We start from the raw sequence: 16,967 nt of genomic DNA on the forward strand, positions 1-16,967 counted from the left end.
TGAATATGCTGGAGATACAATGTCTTTTTGACAATTATGTTCCAAAAGCGGTAAAGAAACCCTAAAAAGGTAGAGGAAAATACTTTAAATAAATGTTTGTTATGAGAAGTAAAATGTGGCTATACAACTCGAAAGATCTCATTTATGCTTGAAGAAAGATGTGTTCGTGTGATCACTTTATCTCTTATGAGACGGGATAATTTATAATTGCACCTCGTGTCCTGGGGGAAGCAGAAGCTGTTGAAGCTGTTTCTTGTGCTGTAGGGTGTGTGGGGTGTGTTTGCAAGGCTGCAAGATCTTAATTGTCGGCTCGGCTTTTTTCTGTTTTTGGGACTTCTTGAGGTCCGGAAAACCGAATTAACCAAAGCAAAAGTATTGTATATCATCAGGGAATTTATTGGTTTTTTAAGTTTTTGTTTAGAGCTGTTAATGGAGAATTTTGTTGAGCGTCCAAGGTGTAAAGAGATTAAGCGTTTTTTTACATCATGAGCTGGTCGCGCAAAATGATGTCATATGTTTGTTTTATTAGGGCTCTGTTGGAAAATTTGAAAAGAGTGTTTGCATGACAAGAGATTGTTTTTATAATAATTTTTTGATCAACATATGATCAGCAGTATCAAGGGGGATGTTGATGTTTTAGGCGCATATTGATTGATCCTCCTGTGCCGTATAGAAATTTTTTCATAAAAAGTATGACTGTTCTTGTGTGAGGCTTCTTTTGGTTGTTGATGGTGTCCCTTGTGTTTGAGGATAAAAAGTAAAATTTCTTAGTCATTGTTTGCTTTTTTCTAAGAAATCATGTTCGCTATAATTTTCCTCTTTATCTGCTGCTTTTATGACGAATAGTATGTTTTGATGATCAAAAAAATATTAATAAGCTGCAATTTAAAAAGCCGAGATAAGTGAAAAGGGAGGAAAGACCTTTGATTTTACGCTCTCCTCCTTGTTATTTTACTTAGAAATAATACTCGAAAAATTATTTCAATCTTTTAAGTAAAAACTCCCAACACCAAGAGGGCAGATTCAAAATGTTTGAGGCAATGTCTGACAATTTTAAGATTATATTCAAAATTGGCTTTTTTGTTGTGTCTTCGGTTTTGGGATGAGATGTAATATGCATATGTCCTGATGGACTATTTTGTATGAAGATACCGTAATTTATAATGTTCATTTGAATCGGTGTATTAGAAGGATTATGTACTGTTATTGGTGTATAGTCGCTAAAGATTTCTTCTTTTTTGTTTTTTATATCCTGTGTTTCAAATGTATCTTTATACAAACTATTTTTGCATTTTTCCAAAATGGTGTTGCTGAAAATACAGACACTCATTATTTTTTCTATGTGTGTTTTTATTGCATGGATAAAACTTTCGATATAGTTTGTGAATGGATTTTTCAAAGCCATTTTAATACCGTTACTGATGCTGATTATTTTGTCGAGCGCTTCTTTTACTGAGGAGTCCAAAATATCTTTGATATTTGAAAAGTCATGCTTATCAAGTTTGTTGATCATATCATAAGACCATCCTGAAAGACAGGCAATCATTTCTATTGTTTGCTTGATCCCTTCCTTTTTGCTTATCGCTCTTAAGTCTTTAACTTTTGCACGTCGTAAACTAATCTCTGTATATGTTTTCCCTTCAACTGTAAGAGGTATCAGTAATGGGACGCGTGTTATTTCTATTATGCACATTCACAGCTCCTGTGAGTCAATTAAATAAAACATATTAAATTACAGTATTATATTTATCAAGATGTTATACAGCTTTTTTAATTTTTTATCTTAAGTAAAAAGTTTTATGAAATGAGCAAAATATATTTGTTTTTTTTGCAGAAGTGTCATTATACTCTATGAGCTGATAGACCTAAATTCTTTACAATAAAGATTTGTGTTGATAGGGTCTTCAAGCTATTGTTGTGTTATGCGCTGTGTTTATACCGTAGTGATTTTGGGGTAGAGACGTTAGAGATTGTTTTTCTGCTTTGCGTTTTATCGATCAACTTTGATGGATATTGTATAGAAAGTGGGACTGTTGCCGTGGAGAGAGATTGTGTTTTTGCTTATGATATCAATGAAAAAAGCAGCGGAAGATTACGGCAAAGTGTTTGTACAGGAGAGCTTATTTAGGGGATAACTTTTTGTCCCATGAGGTCTGTAAAACAAAACGCTGTCTATAAGAAAAATAATATTTTTATAAAGTAAAATAATAACACTTTTAATAATTATTATTTGTATGTATAAGCATAAAATATAATTATATTTTTTATATTTAATTAAATACTATTTAATCTCTAACTAAAAAGTGTGATTTTCTTTATGATTCATAAATATAACTTGCTATTTATTATACTTATTGTATGTTTATCAACGGGGGGATTGCTTTCTACCGATATTTTTTTACCAGCACTGGGAGAGATGCGTCAATATTATAAAGTGACACAATCTCAAATTCAGAGTGCAGTGGCAGTTTTTTTGTTGGCATTGGCAGTTGGACAGCTCATTTATGGGCCGCTGAGTGATAATTTTGGGCGTAAAAAAACACTGCTATTGGGCTTATTTTTATGGTTGTTTACGACCATTGGTGTAATTTATACGGTTCATATTCACGCTTTTCTTGTGTTACGTTTTTTGCAAGGTCTTGGTGCTTGTGCAGGACTTGTCTTAAGTCGTGCAATTATCAATGATTTGTTGGATAAAAAAGCAGCCGGAAAACTTTATTTGATTGTTTTCCCTTTTATTGGAATGTCACCAGCACTTGCGCCTTTCATTGGTGGACTTTTGATACAAGCATTTCATTGGCAGGCAACTTTTATCTTTTTAAGCTTTTTTATATTTTTGACCATTTTGTTGTGTTGTTTTGTGCTAACTGAAACTCTGCCTCCTCAAAAGCGGCAGCATTTTTCTCCTGTAGGATTTATGAAGGCATATTTAGGGGTTCTTAGAAATAAGCAATTTATTTTTTATGCACTTATTCCGTGTTTTTCTTACGCTGCCTATTTTGCTTATATTGTGGAATCGCCTTTTTTACTCACGATTTTGGGTCTATCACCGATACACATTAGTTATAGCTATATTGGTGTCTCACTGCCCTATATTTTGGGAAATCTTTTGGCACGATGGTTTTTCGAACGCGAGTCTATGGAAAAAACTGTCTGTCGAGGGTACATTATTTTTGTTATAGGAGGCGTGCTCTTTGCTGTGCAAATGTATCTAAGCCCATGGCCCCTTGTGACAAGTTTTATTGCTATTGCTGTTCTTACTTTTGGTAATGGTTTTTTATTGCCGTTAGGAACAGCGTTGGCTATTTCATCGCATCCGCAAGCTGCTGGAGCGGCTTCTGGTGTTATGGGGTCTTTGCAATTAGGAAGTGCGGCGCTAAGTGCGGCGGTTATCGGAAAGATATCTGGCCATAGCCCACGGGCTATGGCAACTTTGTTAGCTGTGTGTTGCGTGATTGGTTTTATCATTTATATTCGCAAAGTGCGTGAGTTTATGATCTTAGAAATGAGCTGAATGAAATGATAAAATAAAGCATTATACAGAAATGTTTTTGATGTTTTACACGAATGGGGCATCTGTACATTAGATGAATTTTTTATTAAGTTGTTTGATTGAGTGGGTTTAAAATTTGTTACAAGCTTAGTTTGAGTTTAACAAATCGATTATTATGGGTGGGAAAACTTCCTCCTATAATGCATGTTTGAAAATAAGGGGAGGAATTGATCAATGAGCCTTCCTATTATTATTCTTTCTCCTGTAATGCCAATTTGGGATGGTGGTGTTTTTTGTTCTCCATTGACAAAGCTATGCTTATCAAAAGGATTTCCTGTCACGCTGCTGGATACGCTTTCTCTTTTTCCTAAGAGTTCTCATGTTCTCAATCATTCTGCTGTAGACATTTTATCTTTTATGGCAGAAAAACTTAAAAGTTATTTTAAAGAGCCCGCAGTGCTTGTGGGATTTTCTATGGCTGGAACATTGGTACAAATATTGGCAGCACGGCTTCCTAATGTTCAAGCTGTACTTGCTGTGAATGCACCTGGCTATCCAGATAAGGTTTTGCAACGGCGCCTTAGAGATATTCTTGTTTACTTAGAAAATAATGATTTGTCGGGAGCTTTGGAAACACTCAATGGTTTTATGCATCCTTCTGGCATTATGAAAAAAAGGGTTTTATTGGAGGTTCCTGATGAACAAAAAAGCGCGGCAATTGAACGCATGGCAAGAGGGTTTAAACTCTTATTGGCGATGGATGCTAGAGATGAAATAGTTAAGTATAAGGGGAAGTTTTTAGCTTTAGTAGGAGAAAAGTCACAACTTGCAACGGTAGATAATCAGACGAAAAGCCCTTGTTTCAATCATGAATATAAGATCATCTCTGGTGTTGGTACACGTTTGTGGGAGGATAATCCTATTATGACGGATGCAGTCATTGATGAATGGATGGATGGATTATGAAAAAGAAAGTTCTTGTATTACCTGGTGATGGGATAGGACCAGAGGTTTGTGAAGCTGCGCTGATGGTCTTAGAGCAATTTCAATTGCCAATTGAGTTTACTTATGGTGATATTGGTTTTGAATGTTGGAAACAGGGAGGAGATCCTGTCCCTCAAGCAACTTGGCAAAAAATTACTCAGAGTGATGCGATTTTACTTGGAGCTGTGACCAGTAAAGGAAAAGAAGCGGCGTTAAAAGAACTTAAACCGCATTTAAAAGAGCAAAACCTTGCCTATGTTTCTCCTGTACTTCAGCTTCGCCAAAAATTAGGGTTGTTTGCAAATATACGCCCTATAAGATACATCTTTGGTCCGAGAAAACCTTTTCATTTTTGTGTTATCAGAGAAAAAAGTGAAGGACTTTATGCTGGATTGGATTTTCGGGGTATCACTCCTGAAATAGCCGCTTGGTTAAGACATCCCAATTTGACAAAATATGGGCTTGAAGAAGCCGCGTGGACAGTCCGTTTGCAGACACGCTTTGGTTTAGAGCGGTTATTCGAATACGCTTTTTCTTATGCAAAGAAATATGGCGTGAGGCGAGTTACTTTTGCTGATAAGCCTAATGTTATGCGAGAAAGTGGGCAATTTTCTCGAGAAATTTTTGAGAAAATTGCGCAAAACTATCCGGAAATTGAAGCAGATATTTATAATGTTGATGCGGTTGCTTTATGGATTGCAACGAAGCCAGAGCAGTTTGGCGTGATTGTTGCTGAAAACATGTTTGGCAATATTCTCTCTGATCTTGGCTCTGGAGTAATGGGGGGATTGGGGCTTGCTCCTAGTGCAAATGTGGGGAGCGAGATTACTTATTTTGAACCTGTTCATGGAAGCGCACTACGCATTGCTGGACAAAATAAAGCAAATCCTTCTGCGATGCTTTATACCACGGCTTTACTTTTAGAGCATTTAGGCTTTCAGGAGGAAGCAAAACAATTATCTGAGAGTGTTGATCAGGTTATTCGTGCTGGAAAAACTGTTACCTATGATTTGGGAGGTTTAGCTACTACTCATCAGATGGCTAAAGCTGTTCTTAATTCTCTTGTGAATCCTGTCTCTGTTTGTCATGCGGCAATTATTACCGTTGGTGATGAACTCCTTTCAGGACAATATTTGAATACGAGTTTACAAGATTTAAGTCAAAGCTTAAACAAGAGGAATATTCAAGTCACACGTCATTTTGTTTGTGCTGATCAATTAAAGCACATCAGCGAGACTGTTGTTTCTTGTCTTGGACAAGAAGATCTTATCATTATCAGTGGGGGATTGGGACCAACATCAGATGATAAAACACGGGATGGAGTTGCTCAAGCTGTAAAGCAGCCTTTGGTACATCATGAAGATGTTTGGCAAACAATAAAAGGTCAATTACAACGATTAGGGATTACGGCAGATAAGAGTAATGCGCGTCAAGCATTGTTTCCTAAGACAGCAACCGTGCTTGATAATCCTACAGGCACAGCACCAGGGTTTTATCTCTCTTGCGATGGAAGTACGCTTGTTGTTTTGCCTGGTCCGCCCTCACAGGCTCTTGCGCTTTTAGAGAATTATTTAGAACACAATGAGAAGAACTATTCTTCTGTATCGCGTGCGGGGTATGCGTGGACTTTGATTGGAATTGATGAAAGTAGCATTGCGCAGTGGGTTGATTGTCATCTTGAAAATGAGCCATTTGAACGGCATTTTTTATGGAAAAGTCCTTATGTTCTTGTACAGCTTGTTGGTCAATCAGAAGCGCCCTTGGGACAACATTTCGTGGAAGAATTTGAAAATCATTTTCACCCCTATTTGGTTGGTGCAGAAGTTACTACTGCTTGTAAACAATTAGCGATGCATGCAGAGGTTCATTGGTCTTCCAGTGATCAACATCTTTTAAAATATTTTCAACCAATCAAAAAAAGTACAAAGGATATTCCAAAGCTTGAGGTTGAAGTGAGCTTATCACCTTTCATCAAGACATTAGAAAATCAAGAAGAAAGCCTTGGACATGCCACGATGACTATACGGATGAAAGGTTATGACGATGATTGTATAACTTTTCCCTATACGCGACCACTTTTAGGTGCCGTCTTACAAGAATATGCAGCTTGGTTGGTTTTAAAAAGATATTTGCAAACTGAGAAAAGCAAATGAACCTCTACAGGGACGTAAAAATATTGTTTAACTTATTGAATGCTCTATTGTAAGAAGTATTTTTATTCTTTTTTAAGTGGTTTTTGTCTATAGGTTCATTTCTCTTTTGATGTTTAAGTCAATGACTTTGATTGATTCAAGATAAGAAAGACTTTACTATATTAGACTCTTTACATTCGATATTTATAATCGATTAATTATTATTATAAATCAATATGTTACCTTCTATAGAGCCTATGAAAGGAATTCAGAGACTTCGTGTGCTTCAAGCGTTGCAAATAATTGAGATTCTTTGTAAATCAAAAAGCGATGTTGTGAAAAGACAAGAAGTCGTGTCATTTACAGGAAAGCTTTGCAAATTTTATTGAAAAATATGTTTGTGAAGAGTTTATTGTAAATATGTGTCGTTCATTTATCTGGTAATAAACTTCTGTAAAGAGCTCATAAAATTTTTTCTTTAAGTTTTGGTGTGATTGCATGATCGTTGGGTGTTCGCTTCCGAGGAGTGATATTTCTCAATTTGATAACAGGCAGAACTATTTTTTCTGTAAGACGTGAAGATTTAAGGAGTGATCATTTTACGCTTTTGTTTTCTTTTCGATTAGTAATTTGTAGGAATTTGTTTGGGGAAAATATTTGGTGTGGAGTGTTTGTGAATTTGGTTAAAAACATTTTACGTATGTGTGGAGGAGAAATAAAAATGTGTCTTAATTGTTGATAAGAGTGTCAATGTTTTTGATGAACAAGTTTTGGGCGTAATTCTTAGTATCTAGAGGGGAATTTCATTGCAAATCTGTTGTGATGCGCAGTGGTTTTTTAAAGCAAAAAAGAAAGGGCTTTTATGTATCAGATTGATTACAACAGTTATCGTTCTGTCAAGAGTTTTAATCGTCGCGTTCGTTTTCTCGTTATGCATTATACGGCTCTTGATTTTAAAGCTTCAATTATGGCGCTTACAGGAGAAAAGGTTAGTGCACACTATCTTGTACCCGATCCTTCAGAGCAGACATATTGTGAGGCAGGCTTTAAGGACATGCGTATTTTTAATCTGGTCGATGAAAATGAGCGTGCATGGCATGCGGGTGTGAGTTCATGGGCTGGACACAGCCATCTCAATGATGCATCTATCGGAGTTGAAATCGTTAATTTAGCGACTGGTCATTCTGAGCCTTCAGAAGAAACAGTTGATTTAATGACTTATCATGATCAGGGGTTTATATTTCCTCCTTATAATCCAATACAAATTGATGCCGTTAAGGAACTTGCATTGAATATTCTTCAACGGTATCCCGATATTATGCCAACTGATGTTGTGGGACATAGTGATATTGCCATTGGAAGGAAAAGTGATCCAGGAGCAGCTTTCCCATGGAGAGAACTTTATAGGGCTGGTATAGGGGCATGGTATGATGATGAACTAAAAACTCATTACCAAGAGCAATTCTCTAAGAATTTTCCACCCAAAGAAGATGTTTTGGTGAAGCTAAAATGTTATGGATATGACATTTCTGCTGCGTGTACTCAAACAGGATACAAAGATCTGATTCGAGCATTTCAACTTCATTTTCGTCAAGAAAATTATGATGGGATTCTAGATGTTGAAACAGCAGCAATTCTTTATGCATTGGTTGATAAATATTTTCCGTGAATTCAATGTGTTTTAATTGAAAATATGGTTATGATTACGTGGAAGCCTTTTTATTCTCAAGAGAGGCTCCTTTTTGCCAATTGGCTTTATGTAAAAAGGGGCATTAAGCGTGTAAAAAATCCCATGTACGGTATAAGGCGTTTTATGGAAACATAGCTCTACAGAAAGCTCTATGATTTGCAGAGATTAAATTTTACTGTTTCTTTGTCTTATATTTTCTTTCCTTTAAAAATGAGCTAAATCAAGATGTTGCGTATATAACGGCATGATCCTTACGCAAGATAAAACGCTTCAATCAAAATAGATTAATTAAAATGGACTAATATTGTATATTTACATGCTTGTTTGAAAGAAATGTTTTTTAGTGTGTATCACAACACATATTTTACAGTGACGTTCGTAAAGAATATAATCTAAAATCCTCTATGAAGTGTATTCTCATTTTTATGCTTAATAAAAGGGCCTAGCACCATCATACATTTTGTCAGATCTCAATGTTACTAAAGCCCTTGGAACTTAAAACGATTTATAGAAGGTTTTTCTTTTCTTTCCTCATTTTTATGCACACGGCTCTCTCCCGCTTGTCGTGTACAAGTGAATGGTTTTGGTTGATTCAACATGCAAAATAATAAATTGCCATTATAAATCAATGTGATGCAGATTCAAGAAAAATAGGGTCGTTTACAGATTGCTATTGATAGGAGTCTCTATTCTTTAGAAGGGGAGGAGGTCAATTCATTTTTTGAAGATATATCTATTTTCTCTTTTATTGCTTTAGAGGATATTTTCATCGTTTTGACAACATGTTTCTTGATGATTAAGTTTTTTTAATGCGCTGCAGTGTTGTAAAATGTTGTGTTTTAGGATGTGAATAGAAGACACATTCATGCATATCAAAAACTCAGTGATGTCTTGTTTTTTTCAATATTTTACCTGTTCAGTGCAGAATTTATCTGAGAAGATCTTACCTTCAATTACAAAGGTTAGAAGTAAATTACCAAGAAAAGATCAATTTGGTAATAAAGAAAAGGGATTTGTTCATCTTTAAGGGGCAAGCAAGAGATTGTTTGAATTGATGTGTAAGCGTCACGTATGCAGTGTTCTTATTAAGCACATTAGGTTAATTTTCTGAGGATATTTTTGTGAAAGTCAGTAATTTTTGTCAAAAAGACAAGAAAATAAGGATCAGGAAAAGATGCTCATGATATTTGATTTCAAAAATAAAAACCGGCAACTTATGTTGCCGGTTTTTTAAATTTCTAGCTTAAATAGGATTAGAATGAACGCTGTAAACGGATCATACCTTGAAAAGCACTTTTTTTATTGAATAAATGTTTTTCATCATTATTCTCTCCCTTCACAACGCGATCATCATTCCAAGAAACATAGGTTAATTCAGGTGTAATTACAAACCCTGGAACCAACGTGTATGCAATATTTACAGAAGTTGCAAAAGTTTTTACAGCACTATAAGAAATTTGTGCATTCAAATTTGTCTTTGGCGTGAGCTTATAAGTTGCACCTGCCCAACCAGCCCATTCACCGCCCCAGTTTGCATAAATCGTTGTGCTGTTTCGTGATAATTCATCACTATTTTCCTTTACTGTGTAGTAATCAAGGCCATTTTTATAACCAGCCATTATCCATAGATTGAAACGATCATTGATATTGAAATCTGCACGTACTTTTCCAGCCCACTTTTTGTAGTAAGTATCATATGCTGCAACCGCTGAAAAACCACCCCATTTTTGCATAAACTTTATACCCAAAACCACATTGGGTGTGTAATTTTTAATTGCTTTACTTGGAAGAGTATCCTCAGTGATAGAAACAAGTTGTCCATCTTTATCAATATAGTATCCTCTTATTATTCCAGGAAGAGTATCTGAATTATTACCTAATTCAGCTCCGATAATAGCAGAAAAGCCAGAGTCACCACTAAAGGTGTAGGAAATAAAATTGGTGCGTGTTGTGCCGGCAGGTGCTATGCTGTCATCATTGAGAACATCTCCATAACCACCAGTCCAGCTGTTGAAAATTGTGTCATCAAGACCTACGCGAAAACCACCCAGTTCAATGTAAGCGGCTGCAAGCTTTGCCCCAGCGTTGTCTACACCATCACCCCAGTTTGAATAAATTCTTGCATATGAACGAAGTGTTCCCATTTCTGTTTCAGAAGCTGCTTGAAAAACAAGGGTGAGCCGTGATGATGCGCCATAGGTTTTTCTTTTGTTGTTCAGTTCTGTTTCGGTTGTTGCATCGATATTATCACCGCCTATAAAATCGGCACGAACATTTCCTGATAAACGCATGCAGGTTTCTGTTCCAGGGATATAAAAATATCCTTTTCCGTAGGCATCACAAACGCGAATATATTCTACAGGTTCGGGTTCGGCGATAACTGTTGAAGCAGCATGAACTCCAGAAATTGCTAAAAAAGCTGCTGTAGTGCTTAAAACGAGCGATTTAATATTCATATGGGATCTCCGAGGTCCGTTTAATCTTCTTCTAAAGAGTATCATTTGCCTAATGCATTAAGGTCAAAGATATAACTAAAATACGCGACATTTGTTATCTTAGCTATACTAATCTTTTTAGAGTTTCAAATATGAAATTACCTTTTTGTAATGTATACATGTACTATTCGAGATAATGTGGTAAAAAAGACACAATTTTTGTTTTTTAACTTTTTATCCCTATGGGCTCCATAAAGGAGAAAATTTTTAGATATTTGGGAAAAAAATCGAAAATGTCTTGAACTTTCTGTTGATACCATTTATGCCTCTTTGTTGGAGAGGTGGCCGAGTGGTCGAAGGCGCTCCCCTGCTAAGGGAGTAGGGCTCAAAAGGCTCTCGAGAGTTCGAATCTCTTCCTCTCCGCCACAGCACTTTTATGGTGCTATAACTTATTGATTTTATGTGTGTTTTTTCAAGGTGCGGGATTCGTAAATAAAGGTTCGGGAATAGGATTCTCGAACATGCTTCTACGAAGCGCATGCTTGTTTGCTAGCTTTCTCTAATAATTTTTTAAATTCTGCTAAATCCTGTTGTGAAAGATTATGTAAATTTCTAACAAATATGCCAACAATTTCACGACTCAACGGATTAGAAGGCTTTATAGTGAAGCTTTTGCGACAAGCATCCGATTCTCTTCTCAAAATTTCTGCTACCTCTTGATCTAAAGCATAGAGTTCAATTAGCTTTTCCTCCAGTCCTACAGGAACAGACTTTTTGCCAATTTCTACAGATGATAAAAATGCTACAGATATATCTAATTTTTTAGCCATATCTAAAAGGCGTTCTGAATGATCAATGCGAAGTTTGCGTAAGGTTTTACCAAATGGTGTTGGCATCTAAAAAATCCTATTAAAAAAGAAGCTCTCTCGTGATTCTAGCAGAAATTCTCAGGTTTTCGTTAACTAATTTTTTACTATAATGGTTTTTTTAATTTTTTGAGAACCACTGCTTTAAATGTGCAATGACATTATTGATAGCCTCCATGAGACGAGCAAAATTAAGAATTCATTTTCTAAAGAATTTCGCGCGTCTCAGATGTGTATTTAGAGTCGGATATTTGGTTTTTGTGTAAAAATACTTACAAACGCATCCATAATACGTGAAAAATCAAGCGCTAATAAGAGTATAATGAGTACAAGCCATTTCGTATAACGTGACATCACTTTTACACTTTTGTAGGTCATGATGATTTCTTGAAGGATTTCTTTTTCTGCTTCTGTAAGCTCTATATCGTCTTGTGTTTTTTTTCTAACCATGTTTCCATCCACACACGCGTTCACCTNTTTATTGTTATAAAAGCAGTCGATTGTGTGTAGGAACTTTGTTTTCAGTGATTTGTGCTCATTTGCTTTTCTACCAATCCCAATTTTGTGAAGCTTTTTGATTGCTTTTCTTGCTAGACATTTTCTATTGGCTGTTTTGGTATAGAGTGGTGCTATTTTATCTTCCTTCCATCTAGATTTTATTTGCGAAATTGTAATATCTGCGTTAGCAGCGCGTGTGGTTGCTCATTTTCTTAATTCCTGTGTGATTTTTAATTTTATGTTTCACGAAATAAGTTACAAAAACTTTTTTTCTAATGGTGTAAACTAAAGCAAAACCGATGGGGGATATTTTAAGCGCAATATGTTTCATGTAAATTTCTATGCCAATTTATATTAAAGGAAATATGATCAGTTTTGGAAAAAATATCGCGAGAAAGAAGGGTTTGTTTCAAAATTTCTCATGTTTTTTTTGATAAAGGAAAGCGAAGCTCTGTTGTCGCATCACATTGACGTTGCATATTTTTTAGCTAAGGATTGCTTATTTATTTTTATGGATATAGGGAGCAGCATGAACGTTTGTAAGAATAAGCGGCCGTAAAGCTAGATATGTTACGGATTTGGTTCTACAAAGTGTTTTTGATCTCCCTATGTCGTTTCAATCGTTTGGTGGCATATTTATTATTTTATGACGTTGTTTTACTAAGCTTTTGCTTTTGCTATAGTGTGTCAATCAACACCTATTCCTTATACAACGGCATATTTGAGATCAATATTTAAGATGGTTTACTGCTTTATCGGTTATGTCAGCTTTTATATATCAAATAGGGGAGAAAATATTGTATATATCTGTTAGCGAGTTATTTCTAAAAACGGAAGGATCTTTTAATTTTGAAAAAAATATGAAAACGGAAAAGATGGAAATGAGCTCCCATTTTTATCATCATCTTATTAATTCAGTTTTACAAATTTCATGAATCTCTATGGTCGTGTCCTTTAAATAATGAAGATTGCGTATCTCACGCTTTTGTTTATTCCGTTGGGATTATGCCTCTCATATAAAAAGCATGTTCTAAACACAAATATACTTGTGTTGCCAATTTATGCACTTGTTTTAAAGAGATATCTTTGCAATGTGTATAAGCCCATTTTGCGACGCCACCTCGTAAATGGTATAAAACACAAAAGTTTCTGTGAGACACATACAGCCTTATAAAGCCACACCATTTGTATCCTTATGAAGATGCAAAGAGGCATATTATATATCTGCCTTCCTGTTGTTATAGATTTTAACTATGAGAGTTCATAAAAGGCATTTTTTCTTTTCTAAATTGTTTTTATCTATACGGCTTTCTTTGCTTATGATGTGCAAGCAAATGAATTTGATTGTTTCAACCATAAAAATAGATTTGAAAAGAAAGAATCTTACAATATTCAAGTTTGGTATATTATGATTATAAATCAACATATTACTCTATATTTGCATTGTATATTGAAAGTTGGATGTGGCAATGCTCTCAAAAAAGTATCGATTTCTTTTAGAAGAAAACATTGTGGGTGATAATTTTAAAATTGTCCTTTTATAGAGACTTGTGAGAGATGTTTCATCCATCTCATGACAACCAAACCACACATGAAAAAAGTAATGGTCGGTAATATTAGGTAGTAAGATGGAGAAACTTTTGCAGGAAGAAAAGAAATAATACTTAATACTGTAATTGAAAATATTCTTCCGCTAAAAGAGACAGCACCAACAACACCGGAAATATGCCGCGTTTGTTTTTGGTTAAGTTCTGAGAAAAATAAGCTTTTTGCACCGATCGGTACAGTGCAAATAAATCCATGGATTAAAGAGAAGGCGATGACTGATGCAGCAGTTTGATGGCTATGAACTGAAAAATAGAGCGCTATGCACATCAGTGCAGAAAAGAAGGAAAAACATTTTATAGAATTCTTATATTTTTTATCAAGAACATGATACTTAGACATCAGTAAATTTGAAAAATATTGTGCTGAAAAGGCTCCAATATGGCAGCACATCAAGACGAGCATTTGCGAACCATTGAGGTGATTAATTTTCCCCTTTGAAAGTATTATCGGTTGCCAGAAATGATAAATAATTTGAATACCAGCGCTAAAAAGGCACATGAGGAAAATAAACCATGCTCCTCCTACTGTGTTTTGAAATATCCAGAGCGTTTCCTTGGCATTGTGCAAGATTGTTTTTGTTTTGGATGTTTCAATTGTCGTTTTCTTTTCTTCAGGAACAATAAGGAATATCAAAAAAATAAATCCCATCATGAGGCATGAGATGATATATCCCATAAAATATTGTCCAGAGTAATAGATCGTTCCAATTCCTACAATCCCACTGAGAATACTTCCGAAAGAGTTAACCTGGTGGTAGAGATGAGCATAATGCGAAAAGTGATCCTGTTTATCGCCTAGAGAATGGTAAATCCATCCGTCAATGGCGCTGACAATGATGCAAATGCCTGCTGCATAGAGAATTTGCGCAATAATAAGTGCTGTCATATTGGGAGCTTGAAGGCATAGAAGATAAAATACTCCTGTCATAAAGACCCCAGCCATAACGGAATATTTACGCCGATATCTGTCAGATAAAACAGCACAGGGAAAATCAAGCAGCAGGATGGTGGTGGAAAAGACAACCTGAAGCAGAGCTAATTGCGCCAGACTAACTCCCATGGACATTAAAAAAATAGCATGGTAAACGCCGATCAGCATGCGTACAGCATTATAGGATCCATAGGTGAGAGCAAGGGAGCGTGGTCTGTTCATTGTGTTGTTCCACAAACCTTATAGTGAGGATTTTTCTTTAGAGAACGCTCTTCTGTGAAAAGTTGGCTGCTCCATATCCCCACACGGCGATCCGTGGAAAGAAGGCTTCCATAACCACCCAAAAATTTAAGAGCATCATTAGCACACATGGCAGCTGAAAGTGCATTAACAGGGGGAAATGTAGCAACTTTGAAGTTATTATTAATCATAACACAAGCTTCATAAATAAGATGATCACTTTTTGCTGGAAGATTGCCTATAGACGAGCTACATGCGTAACAACCAGTTTTACCAGGTATGTAAAATGGACCAAAGACAGCTATATCATTAACATAACCGGAATTTATATAGGCTTGTTTATTTTTTACACACCATTCATTGATCCATAGGCCTAGCTGAACAGGTGAATCAGCAGAAATGATCCATAAATCAGCTTTGGGTAATTTGTTGATATCCTCTTTTTCAGTAATCAACATTTGTAATTCATGAACTTCAATTTGGCTGTTTCTCCGCATCAGCTCACGTTTAAGAACTGTTGTTTTCGGAAGACCGATATCTTCTTCAGTAAAAAGAATTTGTCTGGTAAGGTTGGTTATCTCGATCACATCATTGTCAACAAGAGTCAATTTTCCAACGCCAGAGGATGCAAGCATTGCTGATACATGATTACCAATCCCACCACACCCTAAAATGACAACACTTTTTTGCAAAAGGATATGCTGAACGGAGGTTGGATGCATACCATAGCTTTGATAATGGAGATGACTTCTGGAATAGCGATTATTGAGGATATTGTCTGATGTTTCAGCTTGGACAAGAAAATGGTTAGAAACAAGAAAATCAAACGCACGGTCAAAATTTTCTTTTAACATGATTAATGATAGTGAATTGTAAACTTCATCTACTGTCTTTCTTTTTACCCATTGTGCTGCAATAAGCACTAAGTTCTCCCAAAAATTTTTATCATTGATAATAAACTGCTTTGAACCCGCACCAAAAATAGCATCCTCTTCACGAACAACAACACGTGTGTATTTTCCTAAAATATATCGTTGTTTCATTTCTCCTCCCCACTTATAGATCAAACTAACTTTTCCCTGAAAAATAATTCAGGGAAAAGAAAATTCTTTAGCCATTAGTTATATTCTGTATGATCCACGATTTCCTCCCCTTTATTTATATTTTCATTATTCACCACTTATATGGAAGGATAACCCTATATCAAATTGTCAATACACTTTGTATGATGTAAAAAAATATTTTTATATCAAATATTGATGAATGTACATTGAGAAAAGAACGCATCTTATCATTTTAAAACTCTATGATCTTTATTAACTTAAAATTAATAGCATAAAATATAATGTAAAGAATGAATAAATTTGAATTTATGTAAAAAAACAAACTTTTTTATTGCTGCTACTGATAAAACAAACAAATCTATATTATAGAATTAGTCGATCACTACATTTATTGTGTTTATCTACTTTGTATACGCATCATTTTATAATTGTTAATAGAGTTATTAATCAAAATATTATTTTTGAAGCAATTATAATATCCTATTAAAATATTTTAAAGTTACCTATAAAGTGATTAAATTGCTTCTATAGAGATATAAAGCTAGACAGAAAAATCTATGACTATTTTATTGAATAAATTAGTTTTTATAGATTTACTCTATGTGTAGCGTATTTAATTGTTGTACAACTTATCATTTTTTATTTTTATTGTAGATTATTTAAAATAGATTTAATAAATTTCATTATGAATATTTTGATATGAATTTAATTGTTTATTTTACTTTATTGCATACGAGAAAATAAAAAATGTTTACAAAAAAAGTTATGTTGATAGAAGGCTTATTGCTTATCATATTTTTGCTAACATATCTTTTATCTATCTCGCATGGCTATACTGGTATAGGTAAATTATTTTGTTCCCAAGTCGTTAAGGAACGTGATGATGCGTGAGAACAGTTATGTTATTTTAATCAAAGCCGATTTTGTTGCAGGTAAGCGTTCACCGGGCAAGGGTGAGGAAATTTGTTTAAGTGAGGAAGCGGCTAAATACCCTTTGCTGCTTGGTCAGATCGCTGAAAAACCAGCC

At 35.1% G+C, this 16,967-nt stretch carries 10 protein-coding genes, 1 tRNA gene and 1 pseudogene; 5 read left to right on the forward strand and 7 right to left on the reverse strand.

The genetic code is table 11. The annotated features are described in order from the left end of the window. Positions 1 to 976: 976 nt before the first annotated feature. Entirely contained in the window at positions 977 to 1,693 is a 717-nt protein-coding gene (locus ACFIJ0_RS06580) for a phage tail assembly protein (RefSeq protein ID WP_375624249.1), read from the reverse strand. Between the two features lie 624 nt (positions 1,694 to 2,317). Between ACFIJ0_RS06580 and ACFIJ0_RS06585 the strand changes: the two genes are divergently transcribed. The 4 genes from ACFIJ0_RS06585 to ACFIJ0_RS06600 all read left to right on the forward strand — a co-directional run bounded on the left by ACFIJ0_RS06585 (position 2,318) and on the right by ACFIJ0_RS06600 (position 8,278). Then, on the forward strand, positions 2,318 to 3,514 hold the full coding sequence (locus tag ACFIJ0_RS06585) for a multidrug effflux MFS transporter (protein WP_375624247.1): 1,197 nt from the start codon (positions 2,318 to 2,320) through the stop codon (positions 3,512 to 3,514). A 213-nt stretch (positions 3,515 to 3,727) separates the two neighbouring features. Beyond that, positions 3,728 to 4,459, forward strand: coding sequence for an alpha/beta fold hydrolase (locus ACFIJ0_RS06590; RefSeq protein WP_375624245.1), 732 nt, complete (start codon positions 3,728 to 3,730; stop codon positions 4,457 to 4,459). Then, on the forward strand, positions 4,456 to 6,630 hold the full coding sequence (locus ACFIJ0_RS06595) for an isocitrate/isopropylmalate family dehydrogenase (RefSeq protein WP_375644021.1): 2,175 nt from the start codon (positions 4,456 to 4,458) through the stop codon (positions 6,628 to 6,630). The genes ACFIJ0_RS06590 and ACFIJ0_RS06595 overlap by 4 nt, the downstream gene beginning before the upstream one ends. Before the next feature lie 841 nt (positions 6,631 to 7,471). After that, positions 7,472 to 8,278 carry an N-acetylmuramoyl-L-alanine amidase gene (locus ACFIJ0_RS06600; RefSeq protein WP_375644019.1) on the forward strand — a complete coding sequence of 269 codons (807 nt, stop codon included), beginning with the start codon at positions 7,472 to 7,474 and terminating at the stop codon, positions 8,276 to 8,278. A 1,274-nt stretch (positions 8,279 to 9,552) separates the two neighbouring features. Here ACFIJ0_RS06600 and ACFIJ0_RS06605 read toward each other — a convergent pair. Then, complete coding sequence (locus tag ACFIJ0_RS06605; protein ID WP_375624239.1) at positions 9,553 to 10,755, reverse strand: porin; 1,203 nt, start codon at positions 10,753 to 10,755, stop codon at positions 9,553 to 9,555. Between the two features lie 314 nt (positions 10,756 to 11,069). On the opposite strand from ACFIJ0_RS06605, the gene ACFIJ0_RS06610 reads away from it, so the two are divergent. Beyond that, positions 11,070 to 11,160, forward strand: a tRNA-Ser gene (locus ACFIJ0_RS06610). Between the two features lie 101 nt (positions 11,161 to 11,261). On the opposite strand, the gene ACFIJ0_RS06615 is transcribed toward ACFIJ0_RS06610, so the two are convergent. The 5 genes and pseudogenes from ACFIJ0_RS06615 to ACFIJ0_RS06635 all read right to left on the reverse strand — a co-directional run bounded on the left by ACFIJ0_RS06615 (position 11,262) and on the right by ACFIJ0_RS06635 (position 15,919). Continuing rightward, the gene (locus ACFIJ0_RS06615) at positions 11,262 to 11,630 is read right to left on the reverse strand and encodes a helix-turn-helix domain-containing protein (RefSeq protein WP_375645236.1); all 369 of its coding nucleotides are present in this window, start codon (positions 11,628 to 11,630) and stop codon (positions 11,262 to 11,264) included. Positions 11,631 to 11,837: 207 nt separating this feature from the next. Next, complete coding sequence (locus tag ACFIJ0_RS06620; RefSeq protein ID WP_375644022.1) at positions 11,838 to 12,050, reverse strand: hypothetical protein; 213 nt, start codon at positions 12,048 to 12,050, stop codon at positions 11,838 to 11,840. 111 nt (positions 12,051 to 12,161) lie between these two features. Next, positions 12,162 to 12,302: pseudogene (locus ACFIJ0_RS06625) on the reverse strand (integrase); the annotation flags it as partial. Positions 12,303 to 13,622: 1,320 nt separating this feature from the next. Beyond that, positions 13,623 to 14,858, reverse strand: a complete 1,236-nt coding sequence (locus tag ACFIJ0_RS06630; RefSeq protein WP_375644088.1) for an MFS transporter — start codon at positions 14,856 to 14,858, stop codon at positions 13,623 to 13,625. After that, complete coding sequence (locus ACFIJ0_RS06635) at positions 14,855 to 15,919, reverse strand: ThiF family adenylyltransferase (protein WP_375644090.1); 1,065 nt, start codon at positions 15,917 to 15,919, stop codon at positions 14,855 to 14,857. The genes ACFIJ0_RS06630 and ACFIJ0_RS06635 overlap by 4 nt, the downstream gene beginning before the upstream one ends. Positions 15,920 to 16,967 lie beyond the last annotated feature (1,048 nt).

Source organism: Bartonella sp. OC68QHHN (genome assembly GCF_042193875.1).
Taxonomy (GTDB): Bacteria; Pseudomonadota; Alphaproteobacteria; order Rhizobiales; family Rhizobiaceae; genus Bartonella; species Bartonella grahamii_A.

Coding starts and splice junctions, on each gene's coding strand:
- ACFIJ0_RS06580 (WP_375624249.1), bottom strand. CDS start 1,693: ATGTGCATAATAGAAATAACACGCGTCCCATTACTGATACCTCTTACA.
- ACFIJ0_RS06585 (WP_375624247.1), top strand. CDS start 2,318: ATGATTCATAAATATAACTTGCTATTTATTATACTTATTGTATGTTTA.
- ACFIJ0_RS06590 (WP_375624245.1), top strand. CDS start 3,728: ATGAGCCTTCCTATTATTATTCTTTCTCCTGTAATGCCAATTTGGGAT.
- ACFIJ0_RS06595 (WP_375644021.1), top strand. CDS start 4,456: ATGAAAAAGAAAGTTCTTGTATTACCTGGTGATGGGATAGGACCAGAG.
- ACFIJ0_RS06600 (WP_375644019.1), top strand. CDS start 7,472: ATGTATCAGATTGATTACAACAGTTATCGTTCTGTCAAGAGTTTTAAT.
- ACFIJ0_RS06605 (WP_375624239.1), bottom strand. CDS start 10,755: ATGAATATTAAATCGCTCGTTTTAAGCACTACAGCAGCTTTTTTAGCA.
- ACFIJ0_RS06615 (WP_375645236.1), bottom strand. CDS start 11,630: ATGCCAACACCATTTGGTAAAACCTTACGCAAACTTCGCATTGATCAT.
- ACFIJ0_RS06620 (WP_375644022.1), bottom strand. CDS start 12,050: ATGGTTAGAAAAAAAACACAAGACGATATAGAGCTTACAGAAGCAGAA.
- ACFIJ0_RS06630 (WP_375644088.1), bottom strand. CDS start 14,858: ATGAACAGACCACGCTCCCTTGCTCTCACCTATGGATCCTATAATGCT.
- ACFIJ0_RS06635 (WP_375644090.1), bottom strand. CDS start 15,919: ATGAAACAACGATATATTTTAGGAAAATACACACGTGTTGTTGTTCGT.